The sequence below is a fragment of the Variovorax sp. 38R genome, from assembly GCF_014843395.1.
In the GTDB taxonomy this organism is placed as follows: Bacteria; Pseudomonadota; Gammaproteobacteria; order Burkholderiales; family Burkholderiaceae_C; genus Variovorax; species Variovorax paradoxus_H.
Window position 1 is genome coordinate 3494924 of record NZ_CP062121.1, and the last position, 25810, is coordinate 3520733.

At 67.7% G+C, this 25810-nt stretch carries 20 protein-coding genes; 11 read left to right on the top strand and 9 right to left on the bottom strand.

All coding sequences use genetic code 11. From position 1 onward, the window contains the following. Window positions 1–5: 5 nt before the first annotated feature. The 3 genes from IG196_RS16085 to IG196_RS16095 form a co-directional block, all read right to left on the bottom strand. Window positions 6–3770: a DUF11 domain-containing protein gene (locus IG196_RS16085; protein ID WP_192191922.1), complete on the bottom strand. Its 3765-nt coding sequence runs from the start codon at window positions 3768–3770 to the stop codon at window positions 6–8. Window positions 3771–4019: 249 nt separating this feature from the next. Then, window positions 4020–6923, bottom strand: coding sequence for a DUF11 domain-containing protein (locus IG196_RS16090; RefSeq protein ID WP_192191923.1), 2904 nt, complete (start codon window positions 6921–6923; stop codon window positions 4020–4022). A 165-nt stretch (window positions 6924–7088) separates the two neighbouring features. Then, window positions 7089–7571: a hypothetical protein gene (locus IG196_RS16095; RefSeq protein ID WP_225616675.1), complete on the bottom strand. Its 483-nt coding sequence runs from the start codon at window positions 7569–7571 to the stop codon at window positions 7089–7091. 1091 nt (window positions 7572–8662) lie between these two features. Between IG196_RS16095 and IG196_RS16100 the strand changes: the two genes are divergently transcribed. Next, complete coding sequence (locus IG196_RS16100) at window positions 8663–9064, top strand: GreA/GreB family elongation factor (protein ID WP_101491828.1); 402 nt, start codon at window positions 8663–8665, stop codon at window positions 9062–9064. A gap of 36 nt (window positions 9065–9100) precedes the next feature. On the opposite strand, the gene IG196_RS16105 is transcribed toward IG196_RS16100, so the two are convergent. Then, window positions 9101–9331, bottom strand: a complete 231-nt coding sequence (locus tag IG196_RS16105; protein WP_070060895.1) for a hypothetical protein — start codon at window positions 9329–9331, stop codon at window positions 9101–9103. Window positions 9332–9513: 182 nt separating this feature from the next. Between IG196_RS16105 and IG196_RS16110 the strand changes: the two genes are divergently transcribed. Beyond that, window positions 9514–10398, top strand: a complete 885-nt coding sequence (locus tag IG196_RS16110; protein WP_192191924.1) for a CsgG/HfaB family protein — start codon at window positions 9514–9516, stop codon at window positions 10396–10398. Between the two features lie 27 nt (window positions 10399–10425). Here IG196_RS16110 and IG196_RS16115 read toward each other — a convergent pair whose 3' ends face one another. Continuing rightward, window positions 10426–11340, bottom strand: a complete 915-nt coding sequence (locus IG196_RS16115) for a LysR family transcriptional regulator (RefSeq protein ID WP_192191925.1) — start codon at window positions 11338–11340, stop codon at window positions 10426–10428. Window positions 11341–11470: 130 nt separating this feature from the next. Between IG196_RS16115 and IG196_RS16120 the strand changes: the two genes are divergently transcribed. From IG196_RS16120 to IG196_RS16130, 3 genes are read left to right on the top strand one after another with little or no spacing between them, the layout of a single operon-like run. Continuing rightward, window positions 11471–12454 carry a Bug family tripartite tricarboxylate transporter substrate binding protein gene (locus tag IG196_RS16120; RefSeq protein ID WP_192191926.1) on the top strand — a complete coding sequence of 328 codons (984 nt, stop codon included), beginning with the start codon at window positions 11471–11473 and terminating at the stop codon, window positions 12452–12454. A gap of 16 nt (window positions 12455–12470) precedes the next feature. Next, window positions 12471–13997, top strand: a complete 1527-nt coding sequence (locus IG196_RS16125; protein WP_192191927.1) for an amidase — start codon at window positions 12471–12473, stop codon at window positions 13995–13997. 46 nt (window positions 13998–14043) lie between these two features. Then, window positions 14044–15120, top strand: coding sequence for an MBL fold metallo-hydrolase (locus IG196_RS16130; RefSeq protein ID WP_192191928.1), 1077 nt, complete (start codon window positions 14044–14046; stop codon window positions 15118–15120). 7 nt (window positions 15121–15127) lie between these two features. Here the strand turns inward: IG196_RS16130 and IG196_RS16135 are convergent, their stop codons facing one another. Continuing rightward, complete coding sequence (locus IG196_RS16135; protein ID WP_192191929.1) at window positions 15128–16141, bottom strand: zinc-dependent alcohol dehydrogenase family protein; 1014 nt, start codon at window positions 16139–16141, stop codon at window positions 15128–15130. Window positions 16142–16256: 115 nt separating this feature from the next. Here IG196_RS16135 and IG196_RS16140 point away from each other — a divergent pair, with 115 nt between their 5' ends. The 3 genes from IG196_RS16140 to IG196_RS16150 are packed head-to-tail and all read left to right on the top strand — an operon-like array spanning window position 16257 to window position 18590. After that, window positions 16257–17159, top strand: coding sequence for a LysR family transcriptional regulator (locus IG196_RS16140; RefSeq protein WP_192191930.1), 903 nt, complete (start codon window positions 16257–16259; stop codon window positions 17157–17159). A 31-nt stretch (window positions 17160–17190) separates the two neighbouring features. Further along, a complete protein-coding gene (locus IG196_RS16145) occupies window positions 17191–18057 on the top strand; it encodes an alpha/beta fold hydrolase (protein WP_192191931.1) in 867 nt (288 codons plus the stop codon). Further along, window positions 18054–18590 carry a GrpB family protein gene (locus IG196_RS16150; RefSeq protein WP_192191932.1) on the top strand — a complete coding sequence of 179 codons (537 nt, stop codon included), beginning with the start codon at window positions 18054–18056 and terminating at the stop codon, window positions 18588–18590. The genes IG196_RS16145 and IG196_RS16150 overlap by 4 nt, the downstream gene beginning before the upstream one ends. Before the next feature lies 1 nt (window position 18591). Here the strand turns inward: IG196_RS16150 and IG196_RS16155 are convergent, their stop codons facing one another. After that, window positions 18592–19005, bottom strand: a complete 414-nt coding sequence (locus IG196_RS16155) for a PaaI family thioesterase (RefSeq protein WP_056580239.1) — start codon at window positions 19003–19005, stop codon at window positions 18592–18594. A 182-nt stretch (window positions 19006–19187) separates the two neighbouring features. Between IG196_RS16155 and IG196_RS16160 the strand changes: the two genes are divergently transcribed. The 3 genes from IG196_RS16160 (at window position 19188) to IG196_RS16170 (ending at window position 22877) form a co-directional block, all read left to right on the top strand. Next, on the top strand, window positions 19188–20162 hold the full coding sequence (locus IG196_RS16160; protein WP_192191933.1) for an energy transducer TonB: 975 nt from the start codon (window positions 19188–19190) through the stop codon (window positions 20160–20162). 203 nt (window positions 20163–20365) lie between these two features. Beyond that, complete coding sequence (locus tag IG196_RS16165) at window positions 20366–21004, top strand: response regulator (protein WP_192191934.1); 639 nt, start codon at window positions 20366–20368, stop codon at window positions 21002–21004. Between the two features lie 43 nt (window positions 21005–21047). Continuing rightward, a complete protein-coding gene (locus tag IG196_RS16170) occupies window positions 21048–22877 on the top strand; it encodes an ATP-binding protein (protein ID WP_225616676.1) in 1830 nt (609 codons plus the stop codon). Between the two features lie 18 nt (window positions 22878–22895). On the opposite strand, the gene IG196_RS16175 is transcribed toward IG196_RS16170, so the two are convergent. Together IG196_RS16175 and IG196_RS16180 are read right to left on the bottom strand one after the other, a co-directional pair. Beyond that, window positions 22896–24383: a Do family serine endopeptidase gene (locus tag IG196_RS16175; RefSeq protein WP_192191936.1), complete on the bottom strand. Its 1488-nt coding sequence runs from the start codon at window positions 24381–24383 to the stop codon at window positions 22896–22898. 87 nt (window positions 24384–24470) lie between these two features. Continuing rightward, a complete protein-coding gene (locus IG196_RS16180; RefSeq protein WP_192191937.1) occupies window positions 24471–25799 on the bottom strand; it encodes an ATP-binding protein in 1329 nt (442 codons plus the stop codon). Between the last annotated feature and the right edge of the window lie 11 nt (window positions 25800–25810).

Here is a 25810-nt window from a genome sequence, read left to right on the forward strand (position 1 = left end):
CCTGCTCAGTTCACGGTCACCTTGAACAGCACGGTGCCCTTGCCCGCGGGAGATGCGCCATCCGCTGCGACACCGCCGCCGGTCGCCGCGCCGAGCGTGCTGCCCTGCCCGCCCGAGGCACCGCCGACAAAGCTGCTGACCGACGCCGATGCGGCGGGCATGGCGATCAGCGGCGCCGAACTGGTCTGCGCGGTGCCGGTGCTTGCGCCTCCGCGCACTTCACCGCTGGCGGGCAGCGACCGCCGGTCGCCCACGGGAGCGACGAGGCCTTCGGGGTCCAGGCGCATACGCACCTGGGCTTCGGCCTCGGTGTCGGGCACGGCGGCGATCGCCTCGCGCCGCGCGATGACGTCGTTGATCACGCCCGGCGCATCGCAGTTGGCAATGACGAAGTTGGCCTTGTGGAATTCGCCCTTCTTGAGATCGACAAAGCGGCTGTCGGGACGCCCGGCGTTGCGGTTGTCGAGCGCTTCGAGCTTCGCGCCAGCGGGCAGCGTGATCGGATCGACGCGCAGCACGTGTGTGACGGGCTTGAGGCCGTACAGGCTCCACTTGCCTTCGACGTCGGTGATGACGTGGGTGCCGTCTTCCATGTACAGCCGCACGCCGGGCACACCGATTTCGTCGCTGCCCTGCTGGCGGCCGTCGCGACGGCAGTCCATGTAGACCTTGCCGAAGAGGAACGCGTCGTCGGAGAACACGCCGCCGGTCACGCGCACGGTCCATTGCGCGAGGTTCGATTGCATGGGGCCCGAATTGGCACGCGCGCGGTTGATGGCGTCGCCATTCGTCGGCGCACCGACACCGACGCGCACGCGATAGCGCACCGAGGCCGACTGGTCGACGGCAAGCACGAGGCCCGGTTGGTCGAAGCTCAGCTTGGGGCCCGCACCGCCCACAGGATTCGCCGTGGGCGCGCCATTGAGCCGCGCGCTGCCAGCCACGTAGGCAAAGCCCGGCGGCAGTTGATCGGAGAGGCTCAGGCCCGTGACAGGAAAGCCGGTCTTGTTGGTGACGACGAGCGCGTAATCGAGGAAGTCGCCGAACTCGACCTGCCGCTTGCTGCCTTCCTTGCGCAGCACGAGCCCGAGCACGTTGCCCGGGTCGAGGGGAATGTGGTTGTTCACCACGTCGCAGGCCGCGCCCGACGCGTCGAAGCCGGCCTTGAGCGAGAAGTGGTGCGTCGTGGCTTCCGCGCCCTGCGGCGAGACCGCGTGGGAAACGACGGCGCCGCAGCGCTCAAAGGTGCCGGGGGTGGCGCGGATCAGCTGCGACGGCGAGGCATAGGCGCTGCCTGCAGGCGGCGCCACGCTCAATGCGTAGGTGCAGCTGCCGGTGACCGGCGGCGAGAGAAAGTAAAACTGATAGCCGCCGTCAGCGCCGGTCGTCATCGACAGGCTGCCGTTGGGGTTCGCGCGGTAGATGCCGCTGTCGCCGCCGAACACCTCGGCCAGCGCCATGGGCTTGACGGCCCCGTCGGTGCACGCCTGGCGGGTGAAGGTGACGACGGCACCGGCCACGGGCTGGCGGGAGACGGCGTTGTAGACCACGCCCTGCGGGTCGGCCAGCATCGACGACACGCTGCTGGCGCTCGCAACGACGAGCGTGGCTGGCGCGGCATTGCCGGTGTTCTGCTCGAAGGCGGCGGCCCAGGCCTTGTTGGTGAACGGCACGCGCGCACCGCTGCCAGACGGCTTGCGGGTGATGCGCACGGTGAGTTCGATCTCTTCGCTCTGGCCGGGTGCCAGCGCCCGGCTGCCATCGGTAAGGCCAAGCACGGCCTGGGTGGGCAGTTTGAACGGATCGGCGCTGTCGGCGGTTTCGCGGTCGCAGGCCGCACGCCCCGTGAAACCGGGCGCGATCTGCAGGATGCCGCGGCGCACCTTGGGTGGCCCCGTGAGTTCCCAGGCGGCAATGCGGCCGTCGGGCTTGTCCATGTCGAAGGTGCAGTTCAGGTTGTCGATCACCCGCACGTTCGGCGCCGGTGCCGTGCCGGTGTTGCCGACCTTGAAGCGGTAGTCGAGCTCGTAGATGCCCTCCCCCACGCGACGGGGCTGCGAGACGCTCTTCACAAGCGAGAGTTCGGGCCGTTGCAGGGACACCGGCGTGGGCGAGGTGTCGTTGGTGGGGTTGCCGTCGCCGTCGGCGTCGGGGTTGCTGCCGTTGACGGAGTCGTCGAACGCAACAGGCGCACCGCCAGCGGCGAGTGCGCCCTGCGCGCGGACGGTGTTGTGCAGCACGCCAGCGTGGCCTGCAACGTTGAAGCGCACATCGAAACGCACGGTGAGCTGGCCGCCGACGGGCAACACCGCGCCGGGTGCGAGCAGGTTCTGGGCCGAGGCTGTGCCATCGAACGCGGCGTTGACGGCAGCCACGGTGCCCACCACGGCGTTGCCCGGACTGCCGACGATAGCCAGGGTTCCGGGGACGATGGTGTATTGGCGGGGGCCCGGCACCGGCGCGGCGGTGCGCGTGCCGAACTGCGCGGTGCCCGGGCCTTCGAGAATGTCCACGGCCTGAACGCCGTGGAGCGCCGTCGTGCCGTAGTTGCGTACGTTGACGTCGAAGGTGACGGTGGTCGTGCCGTCGGGCTGGCCGTCGCTGCCGCGGTTCATGCGCGCAGTGGACGCCGCCTTGGCAACGCCGATGCGGCTCTGGCCCTGCGCCGGGCTCGATGCGATGACCACCGTGTTGGACGGCGACGCGGCGGGCGCGACGCCGTCGTTGTACTGGCTGTGCGCGGTGTTGCGGATGTCGCCGGTGTGATCGGCTTTCACCTGCACCGCGAACTGCATGGCGATGGAGGCGTTGCGCGGCAATGCCGCGGGCACGCCGATGGCGACTTCGGCGACGTCGCCGTCTTCGGTGGTGCGATAGCTGAAGTCGGCGGCACCGACCTTGCGGAACAGAGGGATCGCCCCAGCGGCCGTGCTTTGCAGGCTGCCCGCGATGTAGCGGGTACCGGGAGGCACGGGGTCGCGCAGCAGCAGCAAACTGCGCGGGCTTCCATTGACCATCACCTGTGTGCCGGTGGGCGATGCCGTGCCGGCGGGCTGCGCATCACGCGCGCCGGTGTTGGTGCCCGAGATGCTGAAGTCGATGCGCGTGCTGCCTGGAACGACGGCGCCCGTGTAGCTGGCGGACTTGACGAGGGCGAGCACGGCGACGCTGCCGACCTCGACGATGTCGCGGTTGCTCGCGCTGACGCGCTGCAGCGCCGTGGTCGCTGTGAGCACCAGGCAGGCGCTGCCGCTGGCCGCTGCGGGAACGGTGCCCTGCACCAGCAGTTCGGCCGTCTGCCCAGGCGACAGTGCCAGCGTGTCAGCGCCACCGGGCAACAACACCGGATCGCCGATATCGACGACGCCATTGTGGTTGATGTCGCGCGCCACCCGCAACGCCGTCAGGTCGAGCCCGTCGGCCGTGCAGCCGGCGCCGTCGTTGGTGAAGCTCAGGACATAGCTCGAGGGCACGTTGCCGGTGTTGGTGAGCAGATGGCTCAGCGTGGCGACGGTCCCCGGTGGGCGGTTCACACGCTGGTCCTGTGTGAGCGACAGCACCTCCACGGGCAGGATGCTCGCGATCACGACGTTGGAGCTTGCGGTTTCGCTGTTCGCCATGCCGGCGGGCACATAGGTGCCCGTTGCAATGCTGCGGATCACGACACCACCGGGCGCGGGTACCGCATGTGCGAACGCCATGACGAACGCAAGGCCGAGGGCCATCATCACGGCGCGCACGGCCGCCATGCCGGCACACCAGCGATGCATCCGGACACGCGAAGAAGAAAGAAGAAATTGCACGCCGTGAACCTTCCGTCGTGCCGTCCGGTGCGGAAGACACGTCAAACACTCGAAGAACTCTTTCCTCTGCTGCCTTGAAGGCCGGCCAGGCTCGGCTTGCATGCAGCGATGTGCACGAAAGCAGCAGGGGAAACAGGCGAGGCGCCGGGTGTGGGTCCGGGCCTCGCGGGAAGCTGCCGACGGCCCTTGCGGACCGCCGGCAGCTCTGGCGCCGGATCAGGGGTTGATCTGCACGGCGAAGGTCAGCGTGGCCGTGCCACCTGGGGCCACGGTGTTGGCCGCACTGCCGCAGCTCACGGCAGTGGCGCCCGGCACGAAGGCCAGTGCCGTACCGCTCACGCCGGTTGCCTCGCACTGCAATGCGGGCTGCTTCGCGCTCAACGTGGTGTACGCCGGCAATGCATCGTTGATGGCGATGTTGGTCACCGGCACGATGCCTTCGTTGGTGGCAACGACCTTGTAGACGATGCACTGACCGGGCTTCAGCTGCAGCGAGGTTGCCGCGAAGCCCGGGGCGTCGGCCACACCATCACAGGTCGCATCGGCCGCCTGCGTCTTGAGGACGCGGATCTGGCCGGTGATCACGGCAGTGATGTCGGTCGCCGACGGCGTACCACAGTTGGGGGCCGCGTCGGTGAACGTGGCCGTCACCGTCGTGGTGCTGCTGACACCTGCGGTCACACCACCGGGCGCAAACACGCGCACCAGCAGCTTCTGCGCCGCACCGACCGGCAGGCTCGCCAGTGGCCCGCTCACAGGCGTGTCGCCAGCGTCGATCTGGCCGTCGCCGTTGACGTCGAGGTAGATCGAGGTGGTCCAGCCTTGCGTCGCATCACCTGCGGGCACGTTGGCCGTCAACGTGTACGCGCCGCAACTTTGCGCGCCGATGTTCGTCAGCGTGTGGGCATACACCACGGTGCCGCCCGGTGCGACCTGGCCGTTGTTGTTCGGCGTGAGCGAAGCGCCCAGCTGAAGTGCCGTCGAGGTCACGGTCACGGCGTCGGTCTTGACGTCGGAAGCGATTCCGCCGGTCGAAGCCACTGCAGTGGATTGCACCTTGAAGTAGATCTTCACCGCGGTGACGGCAGTTTGCGCGGAAGGCGGCGTGACGCAGGCAGCGATCTCGTTTTGCCCACCGGCGATCACTGCAACGTTCGGGATGGCCGGCGATGCACAAGTGCCGCCAGCCGCCACGAACTTGACCGTCCAGCCTGCCGGCAGCGCGCCGGGGAAACCGGGCGTCTGGCTGGCGGCGAAGTTGTAGGTCGCGTCGATCGCGTCATGGTTCTTCACCCACAGCGAGAACATCGTGCCGATACCTGCGCCCGTTTCATGGGTCTGCGTTGGCAACGGGCTGGGGCCCGCGCCGAGGTCACCGTTGGCCACGCTGGCTGCGCCGGTACCCGTCTTGGTGTTGGTCAAGTCGACCAGAGTGGCGATCACTTGCTCGAGGCGGTCTGCGGTCGCATCGATCTTCGTGTTGTCGTTCACGGAGCGACCCAGCACGGTGGCCACGTACGCGCCTCCCACCGTGGCAGGCGGCAGTTGCGCCTGGGTCACGATGTTGATGCTGCCGCCGGCCGGAATCGGGCCGGTGTCGGGCACGCCGTCGCCGTTCGTGTCCAGCAGCGGTGCACCGCTGTCGGCTGCGAAGAACTGGAAGCTCGTGCCGACCGGGAAGGTGCTGTCGGAGATCGAGAGGTTCACTGCATCGGTGGCACCGCCCGTGTTGAACACGATCTGCGGGAACCGGACGCTGCCGCCCGCGACGGCCAATTGCCTCGTGGTCAGGTCTTGACCAGCGGGGTTGGGCGTTCCGGCCGTGGCATCAAGCGCCGTTGCGGAGGTGGACGGGTTGGAACCGACCACGATGCCGAAGCGCGCCAGAACGGTGTAAGCCGCCGGATTCGTGGACGAACCGAGCGTGGTACCGATCGCTGCCGCGCTGACAGCTGCCGGCGCGTTCGCGGGATCGTATCGAGCCACGTTGGTCGTGGTCGACGTGCCGACCGCCGCGGTGCTGTTCACCAGCACCACGAAGCTCAGCGTTTGCGTCACGTTCGGGTTCAGCGAAGCCACCACGGCATTCAGCGTATTGCCAGTCACCTGGAAATCGATGCCAGACGGATCGCCCGCTGCACCGTCACCCAGCGCCGTACCGGACGCTCCGCTCCACACCGCGGAACCCGCGACATAGGTCTGCCCCGCCGGCAACGCGTCGGACAGCGCGAACTTGCCGGGTGCGCCGCCCGTGTTGTTGAAGGTCAGGGTATAGACCGTGTACTGGCACGTCGCACTTGATGCGAGGCCGTTGGTCCAGCTCACCGGTGTGCAAGCAGCGGACGATCGCGGCCCACTGGCCGAAGCGGTTGGCCAGACGCCGCCGCCGGGTGGTGCGACCGACGGCGCACCGATGGTCTTCGTGACATTGAAGACTGCATCGGTGGCCAGCTTGACCTCGTCCTTGTCGGCTGCCGAAATGTTCGGCGCAACGTACAGCGCCGGGGTGCCCGGGATCGCCGTGATCGTTGCCGCATCGAAATTGCCGGTGCCGATGGCCGAGCCCGGGATCGTGTAGGCCACGACGAAGCGGAAGGCGCCGTTGTTGCCGGGCACGCTCTGCACCGGGGTTACCGTGCAAACGCTTGCAGCAGTGGTTGTGCAAAGCGCCGTCGTGCTGTCGGGCAGCCCGTTGCCGTCGACGTCGGCGAAGACCTCGACGCGCGAGAACTTGCCCGCGTCGGCCTTGACCGTGAGGGCGAAGGTGTCGACGCCATTGCCGGTGTTGGTCAGCACGTGAGGTGCATAGACCGTCGCGCCGGCAGCGCCGGACTTGGTGTTGACGACGGTGTTCGTGATCTGGTTGACGCTATCGAGCGTGAACGATCCCACCTGGAGGACAGTGGTCTGTACCAGGTTGGAGGTGGCGACCTGGGTCGTGCCGGTTGCGTCGGCATAACTGGCGGAAGCCTGGTTACCGATGACGGCGTTGGCGGGCGGCGAAGCGGCCAGTGCAGCCGGGCTTCCAAAAAGGAAGCCCAGCGTCAATGCAGCGGCGCCTGCCCAGGGCGCGCACGGCTTGAAGCCGCTGGCGCGTCGGGTTGGCTGGGTGGGAATCACGTAGTCTTCTCCTCTGTTGTCAATGAAACGGGAACACGAAAGAACCTGGCCGGTGCGTTTCGCTGGGCGAACGCGTACCTGCCGACTGGCACTCGAAAACAAGAGATCGGGGAAAGGCTGGCGCCCTCGCCTCGCGCAACGCGCGAGGTGCGGCGCGGCCTTTATTTACTTGCCGCGCGGGGGCGGCGTGGTGGGCGCAGGTGCTGCCGTCGGCGCTGCGACGGCTTCGACCTTGGCGCGCGCGCTCACAGCTGCGCTGCCGTTGGCGGGCAATTGGCCCAGGCTCCAGCGCAACATGCGGTATTCGTTGTAGGGAACAGGCTCAGTCTTGCCGCTGGGCAATTTGCGAACGAGCGGCTCGGGCTCGAAGACGGCTGTCTTGGTGGCGGCTTTCACGAGGCTGGCACCCGGCTTGGCGCTGCGTGGCAGGTACTCCAGCCCCTCGGGAATCGGCAGATCGGCCACCAGGCCTTTCACCGGTTTGCCGGTGTTGTTGGTGTAGGTGGCCTTGTATTCGATGACGTCGCCCGGTTTGATCGTCGCCGCGTCCTGGAACTGCTCGTTGCCGTCCGGCCCCTTGATGACCTTCGATTGGGTCAACACCACAGCCACGGTCTGTGTGGTGGCCGGTGCGCGCGGAGCTTTCACCGATGCCGCAGGTTGTGCCAGGGCCACAGCCACTCCCCCTGCGGCAAGAAGGCCCAACCCTGCCCGGACCATCCGACGACCCCCGCCCCGGTCGCCTCGCGCCGTTGCCGGAAGCCCAATCCATGTGGATGCTGTCATTCAAAACCCCTTAATTAACAATATTCAACAATCACATCGCAATTGCCCGCAATAGAAATTCGCCCATCACACACAAACAGATGATTTCTCATTTTCTTGACACCCATTGACTCGACAAGCTCTTGCGTGCCGAATTCTTACGTCATTAGCCTTTCATTACAACCGTCAAAATGTGAGAAGCCCGGAAAACGAGAAATATTGATCACACACCGATCAATGGTCTCTCACTCTTTTTTAGTTAATTGGCGACAGCCCTTTCACTTGCATGCCAATCCGAACAATTCGCTCCAAACGCAAACTATTGAGTACGACAGGGGTTTGACAGCTGCATTTGCGGAGATTCGCTTTCATTTGGCAAGAAGTGTGAATTTTCGAATGATCTATTTCCCGCAAGAATCAAATTCAAATTCTCATTGATTATTTATTCTTCAATTCTTAAATCCGATCAAGTCGATTTATTTGAAGAGAGAAAATCAACCACTCCACCACACCCAATTCTTTGAAAGCGAGAACCCAGGCTATTTGCGGCTGATGCTTTTCCAGAGTAAAAAAACAGGCTCCCGACCACCGAGCAATCCATTTCCAGACGATCCGCCGACAACTCTGCGTTCATGCTCTCCAGCAGATGGCGGATTTCCGCGGCAGCGCGACGGCGAACCAGTAGGGCCATAATTGGCCAATCTGGCCAGAATCACCTACACTCGCGCCCTATGGCTTCCCTTTCGCCCCGTCTACACCCTGCGCGCGCAGCCCTGCCCATGGCAGCGGCCGGTCGTCGCGTGGGCGTCGTCACGGCGGCGACCACGTCGGTCCTCCGACGCACGTCCGCACATTCCTGAGCCCGGCGGTCCGCTACCTTCTTCTTGATGCGCACACCTTGACCGCCGGGCACCACACCGCGCGGTAGCGACCCCCTCAGTTCGAAGGCGGGTTGCGTTCATCTGGAGTGCTTCATGCTTGCAACTGTTCACGGGGAGCGCACGCTCACCGAACTCGATTACGTCCGTCTCAGCAAATTTGCGGACGCGCCTCTCCCTGCGGCCCTGTCCGATCTGCTCGACACGGCCGACATCCTTCCCTCGCGGGAAATGCCCTCGGACATCGTGACGATGTACACCCAAGTGGAAATTGAAGACCTGCCCGGCGGACAGCGGCAGAAAATCAGAATCTGCTATCCCGCCGACGCGAACCCGACCACGGGCTACATCTCGGTGTTTTCGCCCGTCGGCATCGGCCTGCTGGGCCAGAAGACGGGTGCGGTGGCGCGCTGGAAAACGCCCGACGGCGGCGAACACAGCGCGCGCGTGATCGCCGTGCTGTTCCAGCCGGAAGCCAGCGGCGACTACACGACCTGAAAGTGCGCCGGTTCAGGCCGGCGCCCCGCCGGCCGGTCAGTGCTGCAGAACGCCGGCGACGCCGGGACCCCTGCTCTTCGCACTGTCGATCGTTGCGCTGACCGAACTCGTGTTGACCGCCAGCGCCACCAGCACCGCCCCCACGAACGACGGGTCGGCGCTGCCGCTGTAGCCCGACGCCCCGGCAATGGCCAGGGCCTGTGCGACCTGCTGCGTGGTCAGCTCCACGGCGGCTTCTCCCACGACGTTTCTCTTCTTTGTGGCCATCTGAAAACTCCTGCAAATGAAGATGGGACTGTAAACACAGCCTCAGCAAACGTCACAAATGTTCCTGTCTGTATGACTTTCGACACTGGCCGCCCCATCGGGCGGCCCGTATCGTCGCGCGGGCGCGGCGCCTGCCAATGGGTCGGGCGCCGCATTGTTTTCATTTGATGACGGACAGGGACATGCCTTTTTCCAAACTCTCTCTCGCCAGCGCACTCGTGGGCCTTCTCGCGCTCTCCGGTTGCCAGACCATGGACATGCAGATGGGCGCCCCGTCGGCCAAGACCACGGCCACGGGCAGCGCTGCCGGCGGCGCCACCTCGGGCGAAAGCAGCCAGCTCGAACGCTGCGACTCCCCGTTGGGCACGGTCTCGCTGATCGAGAACGTCAACGCCGGCTGGTACACCATCCTCACCGGTGAATACCGCCTGCCGCCCACGGCCAACCTGCTGCGCCTGCTGGTGCAACAGTCGAACTGCTTCGTGGTGGTGGAGCGCGGTGCGGCCGGCATGAACGCCATGACACGCGAGCGCGCGCTGATGCAATCGGGCGAGATGCGTGGCGGCAGCAACTTCGGTCGCGGCCAGATGGTGGCCTCCGACTACGGCCTGTCACCCGAGATCGTGTTCAGCAACAACGACGCCGGCGGCATCGGCGGTGCGCTCGGCGGCCTCGTGGGCGGCGGCCGTGGCCGCGCCATCGCGGCTGTCGGCGCCAGCCTGCAGACGAAGGAAGCCAGCGCCCTGCTGACGCTCATCGACAACCGCTCGGGCGTGCAGGTTGCGGCCTCGGAAGGCAGCGCCTCCAAGACCGACTTCGCGGGCTTCGGCGGCCTCGGTGGCCGCAGCGGTGCCGGCGGCATCGGCGGCTACACCAACACCGCACAGGGCAAAGTGATCGCGGCGGCGTTCATGGACGCCTTCAACCAGATGGTCCGTTCGCTGCGCAACTACAAGGCGCAGACGGTGCGCGGCCAAGGCCTCGGCGGCGGCGGTCGTCTCGGTGTGGACGGCGGCGCGGCACCGTCGCAAACCTCGGCGCCAGCTGCCCGCACCCGCCGCAAGTAAGCAGGCATACGGGCCCCTTCAGGCGGTTCAGGCGGTCTCTTCGATCGCCTCCGTCAGGAACCGCACGAACGCCCTGCCCGCATCGGGCAGCGAGCGCCCCGCCAAGGTCTCGACCTCGAGGTGGCGCTCGTTCATCTCCCTGTCCTTCAGGGGAATCGCGACCAGCGCCCGGGTCTTGAGCAGCGTGCGGATCGACAGCTCTCCGTAGAACGCGATGCTGCCGCCGCCCGCGGCCGCGAAGCTCACCAGCGCATTCGCATGATTGCTGGACATGGCCTGCACATACTGCAAGCCCTGCCGGCCGCAGCTGATGTCCAGCAGCTGCCGGATCGAACTGCCCTCCGGCGGCAACCCCAGCGGATGGCCCACCACCTGGCGCAGCGACAGCTGCCGCTGTGCCGCCAGCGGATGCCCCTCGGCCATCACCGCGAAGATCGGGCAGGGATGCCGCAGCTCGACCTTGATGTTGGGCTCGGGCAGCGCGCTCAGCGTCATGCCCACGTCCGCTTCGCCGTCGCGTATGCGGCGTGGAATGTCAGACGGCGTGCAGACCTCCAGGTGAAAGCGGATGCCTTCGTACTTCTCGCGAAAGCGCGAGATCAGCGTCGGCAGGAAGTCGAAGGCGAAGCCCTCGGTGCTCACCACCCGCACATGCCCGCTGCGTAGGCCGCGCAGCCCGGCGATGTCGCTCGCGACACGCTCGATGTCCTGCTGCGTCCGCTTGGCATGCGCGGCCAGCAGCTCGCCGGCCGCGTTGGGCACCATGCCGCGCGCGTGGCGGTCGAACAGCAGCGTGTCGAGCTCGCGCTCCAGGCGCGCCACCTGCCGGCTCACCGCCGAGGGCGCGACGTTGAGCCTGAGCGCCGCCTCCTTCACCGAGCCGCTTTTCACGACCTCGAGAAAGTACCGGACGGCCGGCTCCTGCAGTGCTTGAAGTCGCATGAATTCCTCCAGGCTGCACGACGGCGAGCGCATCGTGTCGATTGCCGATTCGGCAACGAATGATTCTAAACATTGCGCTTGTGGCAGCCGAAGTCCGCTCCTACGATGGAATTTCACAGGAGCCTCATCCATGAAACGCCTCTTTGCACTGGCCAGCATCGCGCTGGCTTCCTGCCTCGGTCTTGCCTCGCTGACTGCCTCCGCGGCGGAGCCGGTTTTTCCGTCGCGGCCGGTCACGCTCGTGATTCCGTTTCCGCCGGGCGGCGCAACGGACGTGAACGGCCGGATCATCGGCCAGCGGCTCTCGAAGGAGCTGGGCCAGCCCGTCGTCATCGAGAACCGCGCCGGAGCGGGGACGATCATCGGCGCGAGCTACGTCTCCAAGGCGACGCCCGACGGCTACACGCTGCTCGTGAGCTCGGGCACCACCTTCACCGTCAACCCCGCCATACGGCCCAACCTGCCGTACGACCCGGTCAAGGGCTTCGAGCCGATCGGCATTGCCGGGCGGCTCGCGCTCATCCTCCTGGCCAACAGCGAGGTGCCGGTGAAGACCGTCAAGCAGTTCGTGGACTACGTGAAGGCCTCACCCGGCAAATATTCCTACGCCTCCTACGGCACCGGCACGACCTCGCATTTCGCCGGCGAAAGCATCCTGCACGCGGCCGGCCTGAAGATGACGCATGTGCCCTACAAAGGCAGCGCACCGGCCATGACGGACCTCATGGGCGGACAGGTCGCGTTCAGCGTCGACACAGTGAGCGCCGCCATCCCGCAGCTCAAGAGCGGCAAGATCAAGGCCATCGCAGTGACGACGGCCAAACGCTCCACGCTGCTGCCCGACGTGCCCAGCCTGGCCGAGAGCGGCTATCCCGACATCGACATGGACTCCTGGCTGATCCTCGCGGCGCCGAAAGGCCTGCCGCCGGAAGCGAAGGCGCGGCTCGAGAAAGCGCTCGCCGCGACCATGGCCGACCCGGACACGCGGGCCAGGCTGAGCGCCCAGGGGCTGGAGCCGGTCTACAGCAATGCCGCGGCGGCCAGCGAGCTCATCCACCGGGAACTGCCCGTGATGCGGGCCGTCGCTGCCCGCGCGAACATCACCGCCGATTGATTCATCGACCCTTGCAATGTCCATCCCCACCGAACTCGTCGAACACTCCGCCGTTGAATTGCGCCGCCTGATCGGCAGCAAGGCCATCTCGCCCGTCGAACTGCTCGAGGCGTGCATCGCGCGCATCGCGCAGACGAATCCTTTCGTCAATGCAGTGACCGCAACCTGCTTCGACCGCGCGCGCGCGGAAGCCGCCGCCGCCGAAAACGCCGTGATGCAAGGCGAGCCGCTGGGCCTGCTGCACGGCTTGCCCCTGGGCGTGAAGGACCTCGAGCCGACCGAGGGCCTGCTCACCACCTGGGGATCGCCGATTTACCGCGACCACGTGCCGCAGGAAGACATCGAGCTGGTGGCACGCCTTCGCAAAGCCGGCGCCATCGTGGCCGGCAAGACCAACGTGCCCGAGATGGGTGCGGGCGCCAATTCGCGCAACGAGGTCTGGGGCGCCACCGGCAACCCCTTCAATCCGAACCTGAATGCGGGCGGCTCCTCCGGCGGATCGGCCGCGGCGCTCGCCTGCGACATGCTGCCCGTGTGCACCGGCTCCGACACCGGCGGGTCGCTGCGCATTCCGGCCGCCAAGTGCGGCGTGGTGGGCTTCCGGCCCTCGCCGGGCATCGTGCCCAGCGTGCGAAAACCGCTGGGCTGGACGCCGATCTCGGTGGTCGGGCCGATGGGCCGCACGGTGGAAGACGCCTGCCTGCAACTCGCGGCCTCGGCCGGAATGAACGCCGGCGATCCGCTGAGCTATCCGCTGGACCCCTTGTCCTTTCTCAAGCCGATGGACATCGACCTCAGCGGGCTTCGTGTGGCATGGACCGAAGACTTCGGCCTCTGCGCGGTGAACGACAGCATCCGCGCCACGATGCGCCGGAAGATCGGGTCGATGCGGCACCTGTTCCGCCGCTGCGACGAAGTGCGCTTCGACCTGGGCGATGCGCACCGCTGCTTCGACGTGCTGCGCGCGGAGGCCTTCGTGGCGGGCATGCACGCCGCCTACGAGCGCGATCCGGAGAGCCTGGGCCCGAACCCGCGTGCGAACTACGAGATGGGCGCGCGCATGAGTCTGCTGGACAGCGCCTGGGCGCAGGCCGAGCAGACGCGCCTCATCAAGCGCTTCCAGTCCACCTTCGCCGACTACGACCTCGTGCTCTCGCCGACCACGCCGGTGTCGCCCTTTCCGTGGACGCAGCCGTACGCCGACACCATCAACGGCGAGAAGCAGGCGAACTACTACCGCTGGCTGGCGCTGACCTACGTCGTCACCCTGACGACGCATCCGGCGATCACGCTGCCCTGCGGCGTCGACCATGCGGGCATGCCGTTCGGGCTGCAGGTGGTGGGCGGCTTTCGCGCCGACCACCAGGTGCTGGGCGCGGCGCACGCGATGGAGAAGGCATTCGCCGCCGACGTGCAACTGCGCCGCCCGCGCCCCGACCTGTCGCTGCTACGCCCCGCCGAACCTGCCCTCACCTCGATCGTCCGGACGCCGCCCACGCTGTCCGGCGGCGCGAGCGAGGCGGTCATCGTCGCGGCCGTCTGACCTATCGGCCGAAAGGCACAATTGACCTCCTCTGGAGGTGAACACGATGGATGGTCTGGAAGAGTCGGCGGAAGCAGCCAAGGGCAAGCTCGTTTATCCCTTTGCGGAGCTTCCGCCCCGCGGCAAGTCGATCGAGGTCGCCCCGGGCGTCCACTGGATTCGCATGCCGCTGCCCTATTCGCTCGACCACATCAACCTATGGGCGCTGGACGATGGCGACGGCTGGGCCGTGGTCGACACCGGCGTGCGCACCGAGGAAACGGTGGCCGTCTGGCGCGAGCTGTTCGCCAATTCGCCCGACACGCGGGGCCTCACCCGCGTCTTCGTGACGCACATGCACCCCGACCACGTGGGCATGGCCGGCTGGCTCACGCGCAAGTTCGGCGTGCGGCTGTGGATGACCCGCTCCGAGTACCTCATGTGCCGCGTGATGGTGTCCGACACCGGCCGCGAAGCCCCCGACGACGCCATCGCCTTCTACCGACGCGCCGGCTGGGGCGAGGCGGCCATCGAGACCTACCGCACGCGCTTCGGCAACTTCGGCAAGCACATCCATCCGCTGCCCGACAGCTTCCGGCGCCTGCGCGACAGTGAGGTGCTGCGCATCGGCGCGCACGACTGGCGCGTCGTCACCGGCAACGGCCATTCGCCTGAGCATGCGTGCCTGCACTGCCCCGACCTGAAGGTGCTGATCTCGGGCGACCAGATCCTGCCGCGCATCTCGTCGAACGTTTCTGTCTCCCCCGTCGAGCCCGACGCCGATCCGATGGCCGACTGGCTCTCGTCGCTCGCCAAGCTCAAGCGCGAAGTGCCCGACGATGTGCTCGTGCTGCCGTCGCACAACGAGTGCTTCCGCGGCCTGCATGCGCGCATCGACCGGCTGCAGCACGGGCAGGAACGCTCGCTCGACCGCTTGCGCAATGCATTGAAGACGCCGAAGCGCGCCGTCGATGTGTTCACGAGCCTGTTCGCCCGCAGCATCGCCGAGTCCGATGTGCAGTTGCTCGGCATGGCGACGGGAGAAAGCCTCGCCTGCCTCAACTACCTGCGACATCGCGGCGAGATCACGTGCGACACCGCCGACGACGGGGTGGCCTGGTACCGGCTGACATCCGGCGCCTGAGCGTCGGTCAGACCTCGAGCACGACCTTGCCGATGTGCCCGGCGCGCTCGAGGTAGCGGTGGGCCTGCACCACGTCGTCGAGCGCGAAGGTCCGGTCGATGTGCACGTGCAACGAGCCATCGGCAAGACCCTCATCGATGAAAGCCAGCGCGCGACCCAACGCGCCCTCGTCGCGCGGCAACCCCATGGTGGCTGCGCCCGTGTGCTCCAGCACCTTGTAGACGTGGAAGCGCCAGCTCTTGCGGAACTGCGCGATCACCGGGAACTTGAATTCCGCGCCGCCCGACAGGCCGTACAGCACATACCACCCGCGCTGCGCGACCACATCGCCCAGCCGCTCGACCTGCGCGCCACCCACGCCGTCGTACACCAGGTCGACACCGCGGCCTTCGGTGAGCGTCAGCACGCGCGCGACCACGTCTTCGTCGTCCGTCACGACCACATGCGTCGCGCCCGCTTCCCGCAGCGCCTCGCGCTTGGCCGCCGTGCGCGTGACAGCGATGGCGACGATGCCTGCCGCGCGCGCCATCTGCAGCGCCGCGATGCCGGTGCCCGATGACGCCCCGGTGACCAACATCACCTGGCCGCGCTGCAGCCGCGCCATCTCGAACATCGGGAAGCAGCCCGTGAGGTAGGCCATGTAGGCGCCCGCGGCCTGTGCGGCCGACAGGTTGGCGGGATACCGCACCACGTGCGCGGCCGGAAAGAGGATGCGATCGCCATAGGTCGGATACAGCCCCTGGCTCGCCCCCGGCAGCACCGCGACCTTGTCGCCCACGCTCAGCCCTTCGACGCCCTCGCCCACCGCCTCGATGACGCCCGCGGCTTCGTTGCCCAGCCCCGCCGGCAGCGTCGCGTCTTCGATGTACAGGTTCTCGCGCCACAGCGCGTCGGCCCGGTTCAGGCCGATGGCCTGCACCGCGATGCGCACTTCGCCAACGCCCGGCGCTGGCACCGCGACCTCTTCGACCTTCAGCACTTCGGCACCGCCGAACGCATGGAAGCGAACCATCCTGCTCATGAAAACTCTCCTTCGTTGAATGACCGATGGCTTCAATCTAGAGGCCGCAAAGCCATCAAGGAAATCGATTCGCGGGATAGTCGCTATGCACACCATCGATAACACTTGGCCTCCGATGAAACCCATCGAACTCAACCGCATCGACCTGAACCTGCTCACCGTGCTGGCCGCGCTCATGCGCGAGCGCCATGTCAGCCGTGCTGCCGAACGGCTGAACCTCGGCCAACCCGCAGTGAGCCACGCACTGGCGCGGCTGCGCGAACTCACGGGCGATCCGCTGCTGGTGCGCCAGGGCCGCGTGATGGAGCCCACCGCACGAGCGCTCGCCCTGATGCAGGGCCTGGGCCCCGCGCTCGCGCAGATCGAGGCCACGTTCCGCGCGCAGGCCGACTTCGAACCCGAGCGCGCCGCACCAGTATTTCGCATCGGCCTGACCGACGACCTGCAGATCGCGATGCTGCCCCGCTTGCTGCGCGCCCTGAGCGCCGAAGTGCCCGGCGCCAAGCTGGTGACGCTCACGGTCTGCTACCGCAACGCGATGCGCTATCTCGACCAGGGCCGCGTCAGCGCGGTGATGTCCTTCCTGAAGGATCTGCCCGCCGATGCGAAGGTGCGCAAGGTCCGCGCCGCACGTTTCGCCCTGCTCCGCGCCGACACCGCGCCCGGCAAGCTGTCGCTCGACGACTACTGTCGGCGCCGTCACGTGCTCGTGACCTACGCCGGTGACCTGTGCGGCACCGTCGACGAAACGCTCGGTGAACTCGGTCGGCAGCGCGACGTGGTCTTCTCGGTGCCGCAGTTCGGTAGCCTGCCTGCCGTGCTGGCCGGCACCGACCTGCTGGCCACGGTGCCCGAGCACGTGGCGCTGGCGCTGTCGGCGCAAAGCGGCCTGCGCTGCGAGCCCCTGCCCTTCGACAGCCCCAGCTATCAACTGCGAATGGCCTGGCGCGCAGTGACCGACAAGGACCCGGCGCAGGCGTGGCTGCGCAAGGCCATGCTGCGGGCCGTCAACGATTAGGATGCCAATCCACTTCCCTGGAGGCCCCCGCATGTCGAGCACCGAGACCCACTTCGAACTGACCGCCAACGACGGCTACCCGGTAGAGGCCCACCGCTGGCAGGGCACCGCGCCGCGGGGCATCGTGCAACTGGCGCACGGCATGGGCGAGCATTCGCTGCGCTACCGGCCGCTGGCCGACGCGCTCACACAGGCCGGCTACGTCGTCTATGCGAACGAGCACCGCGGCCATGGCGAAGGCGCTTCGGCGCGCGGCGAACTCGGCGAGTTCGGCCCGCGCGGATTCGCCGGCCTCGTCGACGACATGGCGCTGCTGAGCCGCCACGCGCGCGCCGAGCACCCCGGCCTGCCGCTCATCCTCGTCGGCCACAGCATGGGCTCGTTCGCCACGCAGTACTACCTGGTGCGGCACAGCGAGTTGCTCTCGGGCGCGGTGCTGTCGGGCACCACGGCGCTCGACCTACTGGGCGGTGCGCTGCAAAGCGGCTTCCGGCTCGAAGACATGAACGCCGCGCTGCCCGACGTGCGCACGCCCTTCGACTGGCTCAGCCGCGACCCGGCGCAGGTCGATGCCTACATCGCCGATCCGCTGTGCGGCTTCACCGTGTCGGCGGAAGGCATGGGGACCATGTTCGCAAACCTCGACGAGCTCACGCCCGCCGCGATGCAGACGCGCATCCGCCCCGCGCTGCCGCTGTACCTGTTCACCGGTGACCAGGACCCGGTCAGCAACAAGGCCGAATGGTTCTACCCGCTGGTGCAGCGCTACCGCGACGCCGGCCTGCTTGACGTGTCGTGCCATGTGTTCGGCGGTGCGCGCCACGAGACGCTCAACGAGACCAACCGCGGCGAAGTCGTGGCCGTGCTGCTGGCCTGGTTGGCGCGCATCGTGCGATGAAACTCCTCGCCTTCGACGAGAGCCTGGACCAGCGCCACATCCTGCCGTACGAGGCGGCGTATGCCGAGGTGTTCGCGCAGGTGCAGCGCTATGTACAGGCGCGCCTCGAAGGCGTGGAACTCGTGCACATCGGGAGCACGGCCATCGTCGGGTTGCGGGGAAAGCCGATGGTGGACATCGCGGCGATCACGCCCCAGGAAAACCTGCGCGTGGCCCAGACGGAATTCGAAGCGATCGGATTTCACCGCCGCCCCGTGTGGGTCGACACGGACGAGAAGCCTTACGTCTGCGCATCCGTTCTGCACGATGGCCGCAGGTTCAACGTCAACCTGCACATCTGTCGTCGCGGCGATCCGGTGCACGTGGACTCGCTGGCGTTCGTGGAGGTTCTCGACAGGCGCCCGGACCTGCGCAGGAAGTACGAAGAAGCCAAGGACCGCGCGCACGGCATCGACCCGGCCAACCCGCAGATCTACAACCAGGAAAAGGAAGCGGTGATCCGCGAGATACAGGCCCAGATCGGGCCGACGTAGCCTAGAGGCTCGCCAGTATTCCGGTCGACGTGGCTTCTGCGGCCAGCTTCCCATCGGGGTTGTAGAGCGCCGCTTCAAGAAACGCCACGCGCTTGCCGCGCCGGATCACGCGCCCTTCGACCCGGCCTTCGCCGGGGCCGACCTTCTCGTAGAAGCTCACCTTGATCTCCAGGCTGAAGACCGTCTGCGACTGGTCCGTGTCGTGCATGACCGCATGGGCCATGGCGGCGTCGAGCCAGGCGGTGATGAAGCCGCCCTGGGCGATCGTGCCGTTCGTGTGGCAGTACTCGCGGCGCACGGTGAAGGCGGCCTTCAGCGTCTTGTGCTCGGCGTCCCAGCCGGTCACATGGAAGTTGCCCATCGATTCAGACAGGGCCTGGCCCGAGCGGATGCGGGCTTCCAGTTCGTCGTTCATTGGTTTCGTTTGCAGCAGGTGAAGCAGCGGGCATTCTCTGCCGAAAGCGTGGACGCTACCGGGCGCGGGCCCCTTCACGGATTTCAGATAAAAGGCTGGCTCGGAGAAGAAAGAAAAAACCCATGCAAAGAAACACTGGAGTGCCGAGAAGCGTGAGAACGTCTCACGCCTTGCTCGGCGCCATGATCGCCGCGCTGCTGCCGTTCGATGGATTCACCGCACCACCGTCCAACCAGCAACCCGCGGCCGGTCTGCCGCCCAAGCCGGACATCTGCGCCGTCGCCATCCACGACCCGGCGCACACGATCGACGAAAGCACCCGCCAGCGCTTCACGCAGGACTTCAACGACGGCGTGGCCAGGAACGAAGGCGGGCTCCTGCGCGATGTCTTCGACCAGCCGCCGAGGGCGCTGTCCACCGTCCCACCCCGATACCCCGCATGGGCCAGACGCTGCGGCGTAGAGGGTCGGGTCATCGTCGAGCTGGTGATCGGACTGGAGGGAGAAGTGGCCCTCACCCAAGTGCTGGGCAACCCGCCGCGCGTCCTGGCCGACGCCGCCGTTCTTGCCGTGCGCCAATGGCGGTTCCAGCCGCAAACGCTCGACGGCCAACCCGTCAGGGCCCGGTTTCGGCAGCCCGTCAACTTTCTCCTCACGCCCTCCACAACCGATCCTGAAGCAAGCCGCCCGCAGGCCGTCATCGGCCGGAAAGACCTCTCGCCCGAGGAGGCCAGGAAGTCGCTGCAGCTCAGCTATGCCAGCGCCCGGCTGGAGTCTCAACTGGGACCGGGTGTCAGGGTCGTCAACATGCAGACGCTGGAGTGGCCACTGGTCGACTACGTCCGTGCGGTGCAATCGCGGATGAACGCGATCGAAGCGGAGGAAGGCATGCCCCTCGTGAACCAGAATCTCCGTGTGGCCCTCACCGTCAATGGCGACGGAAGCGTTGCGAACGCCCTGGTGCTGGGTTCTGCGAATGAAGCTGCGCAACAACGGGCAGAGCAGGCCGCACGACGCGCCGCCATGCGGGGCCCGCTGCCCCGCGTGCCCGGCAATGAAATCAAGCAGATCGTTTTCGTGCTCCCGTTCGAGACGGGGTTCGATCGATCCCCGTGGATTCCCTCAAACCTGTCCGGCCCTGAGCCCGCTCAGAGGTAGCGCACCTCTGCCGGCGTATCGAACCCGTTATCGTGGCGCGCGTCGCGACACGGCTGGACACCATCGCGCGCCGGCAGGGTACCGCCCTCCCTCGTCTATAGGATGTGCGCCCCGAAACCCGGTCGATAGGCTTGCGGCACCTGCAACCTCCGAACGGAAACGGATCTGCCCATGCGCCTCGGTCACGTCTGCGGAAGCCCGCCATGCCCCTGACCGCCACCCAGGTCGCCGTGGTCGAGGACGACAGCGGCATGCGCGAGCGCATCGGGCGCGTGATCGGCGCCGACCCGGCGCTGGCGCTGGCCTTCAGCGCCTCGAACGCGGTCGACATCCTGAACTGGCTCACGGACAACCCGGTCGACGTGCTGCTGGTCGACCTCGGCCTGCCCGACCACCCCGGCCTGCAGGTGATCCGCCAGTGCCGCCGCATGCAGCCGGCCTGCGCGGTGATGGTGCTGACGATCTTCGGCGACGAGACCCACATGGTGCAGGCCTTCGAGGCCGGCGCGCGCGGCTACCTGCTCAAGGACGGCACCGAGGCCGATCTGGCGGCGCACCTGCGCCACCTGGGCGCCGGCGGCTCCCCGCTGCCGCCGGGTATCGCGCGGCAGCTGCTGCGCCGCTGGCAGGCCTCCGACGGCGCGCCGGGGCACCTCTCGTCGCGCGAGGCCGAAGTGCTCGACCGGGTCTCTCGTGGTTTCACCTATGCCGAAATCGGCGCGCAGATGGGAGTCTCCGCATCGACGGTTCAAACCCATATTCGAAATATCTACGGCAAGCTGGATGCGCCCCCACCCTCGGAAGCCGTGTTGGCGACCCGTCCTCCAGGCCGGCTTTCCTAGCCGCGTGAACCGCCCCGTCTTTTTCTTTCCCTCCCTGCGGGCCGTGCTGCTACTGCTGCTGTGGCTGGCCCTTGCAGCGCCCTTCGCCCATGCCGCCAACCCGCCGGGCACCACCGACGTGCGCTGGGCCGAAGCCACCCTCGAACCCGATGGCCTGCCGCTGCAAGTGCGGCGGGTGGAACTGCCCTTTCGCTGGGACCACGAGTTTCCGGGGCGCGGCGGCAAGGCCAGCTACCGCATCGAGCTGCCCGCGGACGAAGTCCGCGACGGCGACGCCCAGGCGCTCGTGATGTCGGGCCTGGGCAACCAGGTCGCCGTGTGGTTCAACGGCGCGCTGGTCGCCCACTACGGCGTGCTCGGCGATCCCACCTACGACGCCGCCAAGGCCAGCCACCTGGTGCCGCTGGCCGCCGCGCTGCGGCGCGGCAGCGGCCAGACCCAGGAGCTGCACATCCAGGCCACGATGCAGCGCCAGCGCGGCGGCGGCCTGGCCAGCGTGCTCTACGGGCCCGAGGCATCCCTGGCCCCGCTGCACCGCTCGCACCAAAACTGGCGCAACACCTCGGCCATCGTCTACGCCGTGAGCCTGCTGCTGATGGGCGGGCTGGCCGCCGGGCTGTGGCTGCGCCAGCGCGACGCGCTCTATGGCTGCTTCGCACTGGCGGCGCTCTCCGGCGTGGCACGCAACCTCGACCGCGTGCTGACCGAAGGGCCCGTGCCCTGGCCGCTGTGGGGCGCGGTGGTGGCGGTCTGCTATGCCTGCCACATCGGGCTGATTGCGCGCTTCGTGCTGCTGGTGCTCGACCGCAACCCGCCATGGCTGGTGCGATCGATCTACGGCGCGTTGGCGCTGTCGGTGACGCTGGCCTGCGCCTCCTTCGCGTTCGCGCGGCCCGTGCTGTGGACCGCCGGCCTGGCGATCCTGCAGGTCACGAGCACCATCTGCCTGCCCTACGTGGTGCATGGCGCGCTGGTGGCGCGGCGTCGCATCGCGGGCGTGCTGATGGCGGCGGGCACGCTGGCCATCCTGGCCGGCGCGCACGACCTGCTGCTGGTGCGCATGGGCCTGTTCGGAGGCGCCTACTACACGCTCACCTCGCACGCGATCTTCTTCTTCGTGATGATCCTGGCCGGCCTCGTGGTGGAGCGCTACAGCCGCACCGTGGCCGACTACCGCTCGCTCAACGCCAACCTCGCCGCGCGCGTGGCCGAGCGCGAAGAGCAGCTGCGCGGCGCCTTCGAAACCGTGCGCAAGCAGCAGGAAGAACAGGCCGTGCTGCTGGAGCGCCAGCGCATCATGCGGGAGATCCACGACGGCGTCGGCTCGCAGCTCGTGGGCCTGCTCAACGTGGTGAACCAGCCCGCACCCGACCGCGACGTGGTCGAGGAGCACGTGAAGCTCGCGCTCGACGAGATGCGCATGGCCGTCGATTCGCTCCAACCCATGCACGACGACCTGACGACCGTGCTGGCCACGCTGCGCTACCGCCTGCAGCCGCGGCTGGACGCCGCCGGCATCGAGCTGGTGTGGGACGTGGCGCTCATCCCCACGCTCGCGCCCTTTGCCGCGCAGGCCGCGCTGCAGCTGCAACGCATCCTCCTTGAGGCCTTCACCAACGTGCTCAAGCATGCGGCCGCCACGCGCATCGTGATGCATGTGGGCTGGCACGGCGAGCAGACGCCGCCGCTGGTGCGCATCGTGCTCACCGACAACGGCCGCGGGCTGCAGGCGAACGAACGCCCCGGCGGCCACGGCCTCGCGAACATGCGTTCGCGGGCACAGGCCATCGGGGCGCGGTTGCAGATCGAGCGGGCCGACGCGCAGACCGGTGGCACGCGCGTCTCGCTCGACTGGCCCTGCGCGCTGCCCTGAGCGCGCCAGATCGGTCGGTCAGCCCAGGCGCACCGGCACGAAGATCTTGCCCTCGCCGCGCTGGATCAAGAGCGCCACCGACTTGTCGGCCTTGGCCACCGCCTGGCGCACCTGCTCCAGGCTCTTGGCCGGCGTGCCGTTGATCGCCAGCAGCACGTCGCCGGCCTGCACCCCGGCCATCGCCGACGGGCCGGCCACGTCCTCGATCAGCAGGCCGCCGTCGACCGAGGCCGCGCGCTGTTCCTGCGGCTGCAGCGGGCGCAGCGCAAGGCCCAGCTTGCCCTGCCCCGCCGTGTTGTCGGCCTTGGCGACCTGCGCCGGCTTGTCGCTCGCATCGCCCAGCTTGGCCTGCAGCTCCTGGCGCTCGCCCTGGCGCCACACCTCGAGCGTGACCTTCTTGCCCGGCGCCTGCTGACCGATCACGGCCGGCAGGTCGCCCGAGGACACGATGGCCTGGCCGTCGACCTTGCGGATCACGTCGCCCGCCTTAAGGCCGGCATGGTCGCCGGGGCCGCCCTTCTCGATGTTCGAGACCAGCGCGCCCTCGGGCTTGTCGAGCTTGAACGAATCGGCGAAGGCCTGGTTCACCTCCTGCACCGCGACGCCCAGGCGCGCATGCGTGGCCTTGCCGGTGGCGACGATCTGGTCCTTCACCTGCACGGCCACGTCGATCGGAATGGCGAACGACACGCCCTGGTAGCCGCCGCTGCGGCTGTAGATCTGCGAGTTGATGCCGACCACCTCGCCGCGCGCATTGAGCAGCGGCCCGCCCGAGTTGCCGGGGTTCACGGCCACGTCGGTCTGGATGAAGGGCACGTAGCTGTCGTCGGGCAGCGAGCGGCCCTTGGCGCTCACCACGCCGGCTGTCACGGTGTTCTCGAAGCCGAAGGGCGAGCCGATGGCCAGCACCCATTCGCCGACCTTCAGGTCCTTGGTGTTGCCCAGCGCGAGCACGGGCAGGTTCTTGGCGTCGATCTTGAGCACCGCGATGTCGGTCTTGGCGTCGGCGCCGAGCACCTTGGCGCGGTACTCGCGGCGGTCGGTCAGCTTGACGGTGACTTCCTTCGCGTCCTTCACCACGTGGGCGTTGGTCATGATGATCCCGCTCGGGTCAACGATGAAGCCCGAGCCCTGCGAGCGCACCGGCACGGCGCGCTGCTGTTGCTGCTGTTGGCCTCGCGGTCCCATCTGCCCCTGGAAGTGGCGGAAGAACTGGAACATCGGATCGTCCGGGTCGATGCCCTGCAACTGCGCCATGGTGTCGTCGTCCGGCGCCTTCTCGGTGCCGGTCACGCTGATGTTGACCACGGCCGGGCCGTCGCGCGAGGTGATGGTCGAGAAGTCGGGCAAGGTGACCATGGCGGCCGGCGCGGCCACGGCGGCGGTGGTGGCCGGCGCACCCACGGCGCGGGCGCTGGTGTAGGCACCGGCGCCGACGGCACCGATCACGCCGGCGGCAGCCAGCGCGATGACGAGGGCACGGGGGGAAGTCAAGGCGGTTTTCATTCTTCGATTCCTTTCAATCCTGCGCCGGAGCGCAAACACGATGAAAGGAATGTCGCGGCCTTGACTTAGGCGTCGCTTAAGCGGAACTCACGCTTGCGGGGGAGCGAACACCACGCGCACGCACAGCCCGCCGAGGCTTGCGGACTTTTCCAACGCCACCGTGGCGCCATGCAGGTCGGCAATCGACTTCACGATGGCCAGCCCCAGCCCGCTGCCCGGCGCTTGCGGCTCGCCCGAGCGGTAGAAGCGATCGAGCACGCGCGCACGTTCTGCTTCTGGCAAGCCGGGACCGCTGTCGTCCACGCGCAGCTCCACCGCATCGGCGCGCTTCACGATGCCTACATCGACCCGACCGTCTTCGGGCGTGTACTTCACGGCGTTGTCGATCAGGTTGCGCAGCAGCATGCGCAGCGCCTCGGGCTGGCCGCTCACGGTCGCGCCTGCATCGGATTGCGCGACGCCGATGTCGATGCGGCGCGCCTGCGCAGCCGCCACCGCATCGGAAATCGCCAGGCGCGCCACCTCGGCGAGATCGACCGTCTCGGGCTTCGCGCCCGCGGCCATGCTGGCCTCGTGGCGGGCCAGCGCCAGCATCTGTTCGACGAGGCGCGTGGCGCGGTCGATGCCGGCCGACAGCCGGCTCACGGCGAGCGTGCGCGCGGCGTCGTCGGGCGCACGCTGCAGGCCCTGCACCTGCAGCTTGAGCGCAGCCAGCGGCGAACGCAGCTCATGCGCGGCATCGGCCACGAAGTGCTTCTGCGCGTCGAAGGCATGGCGCACGCGGCCGAACAGCAGGTTGAGTTCCTGCACCAGCGGGCGCACTTCTTCGGGCAGGTTCTCCTCGCTCACGGGCGAAAGGTCGTCCGCCTGCCGCGATGCCACCTGCCGGCGCACGCGTGCCACGGGCGCCAGCGACAGGCTCACCACCCACCACACGACCAGCATCAGCAGCGGCGCCATGAGCGCCACGGGCACGATGGTGCGCAGCGCGAGCGAGCCGGCCATGTTCCGCCGCGCCGCCATATCCTGCGCCACCTGGATCACCAGCCCGCGCGTCTGCATCGAGAACACGCGGTAGGTCGTGCCGCGTGCGCGCACGTCGGCAAAGCCGAGCACCGCGAGCTGCGGCAGCGCGGCTTCCTCGGCCGATTCGAAGATGCGCACGCCATCGACCGTCCACACCTGCACCACGAAGTCGAAGTTCTGCTCCGCCCCGCCGAGCCCGCCCACGGCCGCGCTCGGCGGCAGGCCTGCGCGCAGCGACAGCGCCATCTGCTGCATGTGATAGTCGAAGATGTCGTCGGCTTCTTTCAGCACCGTGCGATAGGCCACCAGCGCCTGCGCGCCGGCTGCGAGCACGATGGCCGCGAGCAAAAACACCAGCAGCCGCGCGCGCAGCGATCCGGTCCATCGCATCACGCGGCGCC

Coding starts and splice junctions, on each gene's coding strand:
- IG196_RS16085 (WP_192191922.1), bottom strand. CDS start 3,770: ATGCATCGCTGGTGTGCCGGCATGGCGGCCGTGCGCGCCGTGATGATG.
- IG196_RS16100 (WP_101491828.1), top strand. CDS start 8,663: ATGCTTGCAACTGTTCACGGGGAGCGCACGCTCACCGAACTCGATTAC.
- IG196_RS16105 (WP_070060895.1), bottom strand. CDS start 9,331: ATGGCCACAAAGAAGAGAAACGTCGTGGGAGAAGCCGCCGTGGAGCTG.
- IG196_RS16110 (WP_192191924.1), top strand. CDS start 9,514: ATGCCTTTTTCCAAACTCTCTCTCGCCAGCGCACTCGTGGGCCTTCTC.
- IG196_RS16115 (WP_192191925.1), bottom strand. CDS start 11,340: ATGCGACTTCAAGCACTGCAGGAGCCGGCCGTCCGGTACTTTCTCGAG.
- IG196_RS16120 (WP_192191926.1), top strand. CDS start 11,471: ATGAAACGCCTCTTTGCACTGGCCAGCATCGCGCTGGCTTCCTGCCTC.
- IG196_RS16125 (WP_192191927.1), top strand. CDS start 12,471: ATGTCCATCCCCACCGAACTCGTCGAACACTCCGCCGTTGAATTGCGC.
- IG196_RS16130 (WP_192191928.1), top strand. CDS start 14,044: ATGGATGGTCTGGAAGAGTCGGCGGAAGCAGCCAAGGGCAAGCTCGTT.
- IG196_RS16135 (WP_192191929.1), bottom strand. CDS start 16,141: ATGAGCAGGATGGTTCGCTTCCATGCGTTCGGCGGTGCCGAAGTGCTG.
- IG196_RS16140 (WP_192191930.1), top strand. CDS start 16,257: ATGAAACCCATCGAACTCAACCGCATCGACCTGAACCTGCTCACCGTG.
- IG196_RS16145 (WP_192191931.1), top strand. CDS start 17,191: ATGTCGAGCACCGAGACCCACTTCGAACTGACCGCCAACGACGGCTAC.
- IG196_RS16150 (WP_192191932.1), top strand. CDS start 18,054: ATGAAACTCCTCGCCTTCGACGAGAGCCTGGACCAGCGCCACATCCTG.
- IG196_RS16155 (WP_056580239.1), bottom strand. CDS start 19,005: ATGAACGACGAACTGGAAGCCCGCATCCGCTCGGGCCAGGCCCTGTCT.
- IG196_RS16160 (WP_192191933.1), top strand. CDS start 19,188: ATGATCGCCGCGCTGCTGCCGTTCGATGGATTCACCGCACCACCGTCC.
- IG196_RS16165 (WP_192191934.1), top strand. CDS start 20,366: ATGCCCCTGACCGCCACCCAGGTCGCCGTGGTCGAGGACGACAGCGGC.
- IG196_RS16175 (WP_192191936.1), bottom strand. CDS start 24,383: ATGAAAACCGCCTTGACTTCCCCCCGTGCCCTCGTCATCGCGCTGGCT.
- IG196_RS16180 (WP_192191937.1), bottom strand. CDS start 25,799: ATGCGATGGACCGGATCGCTGCGCGCGCGGCTGCTGGTGTTTTTGCTC.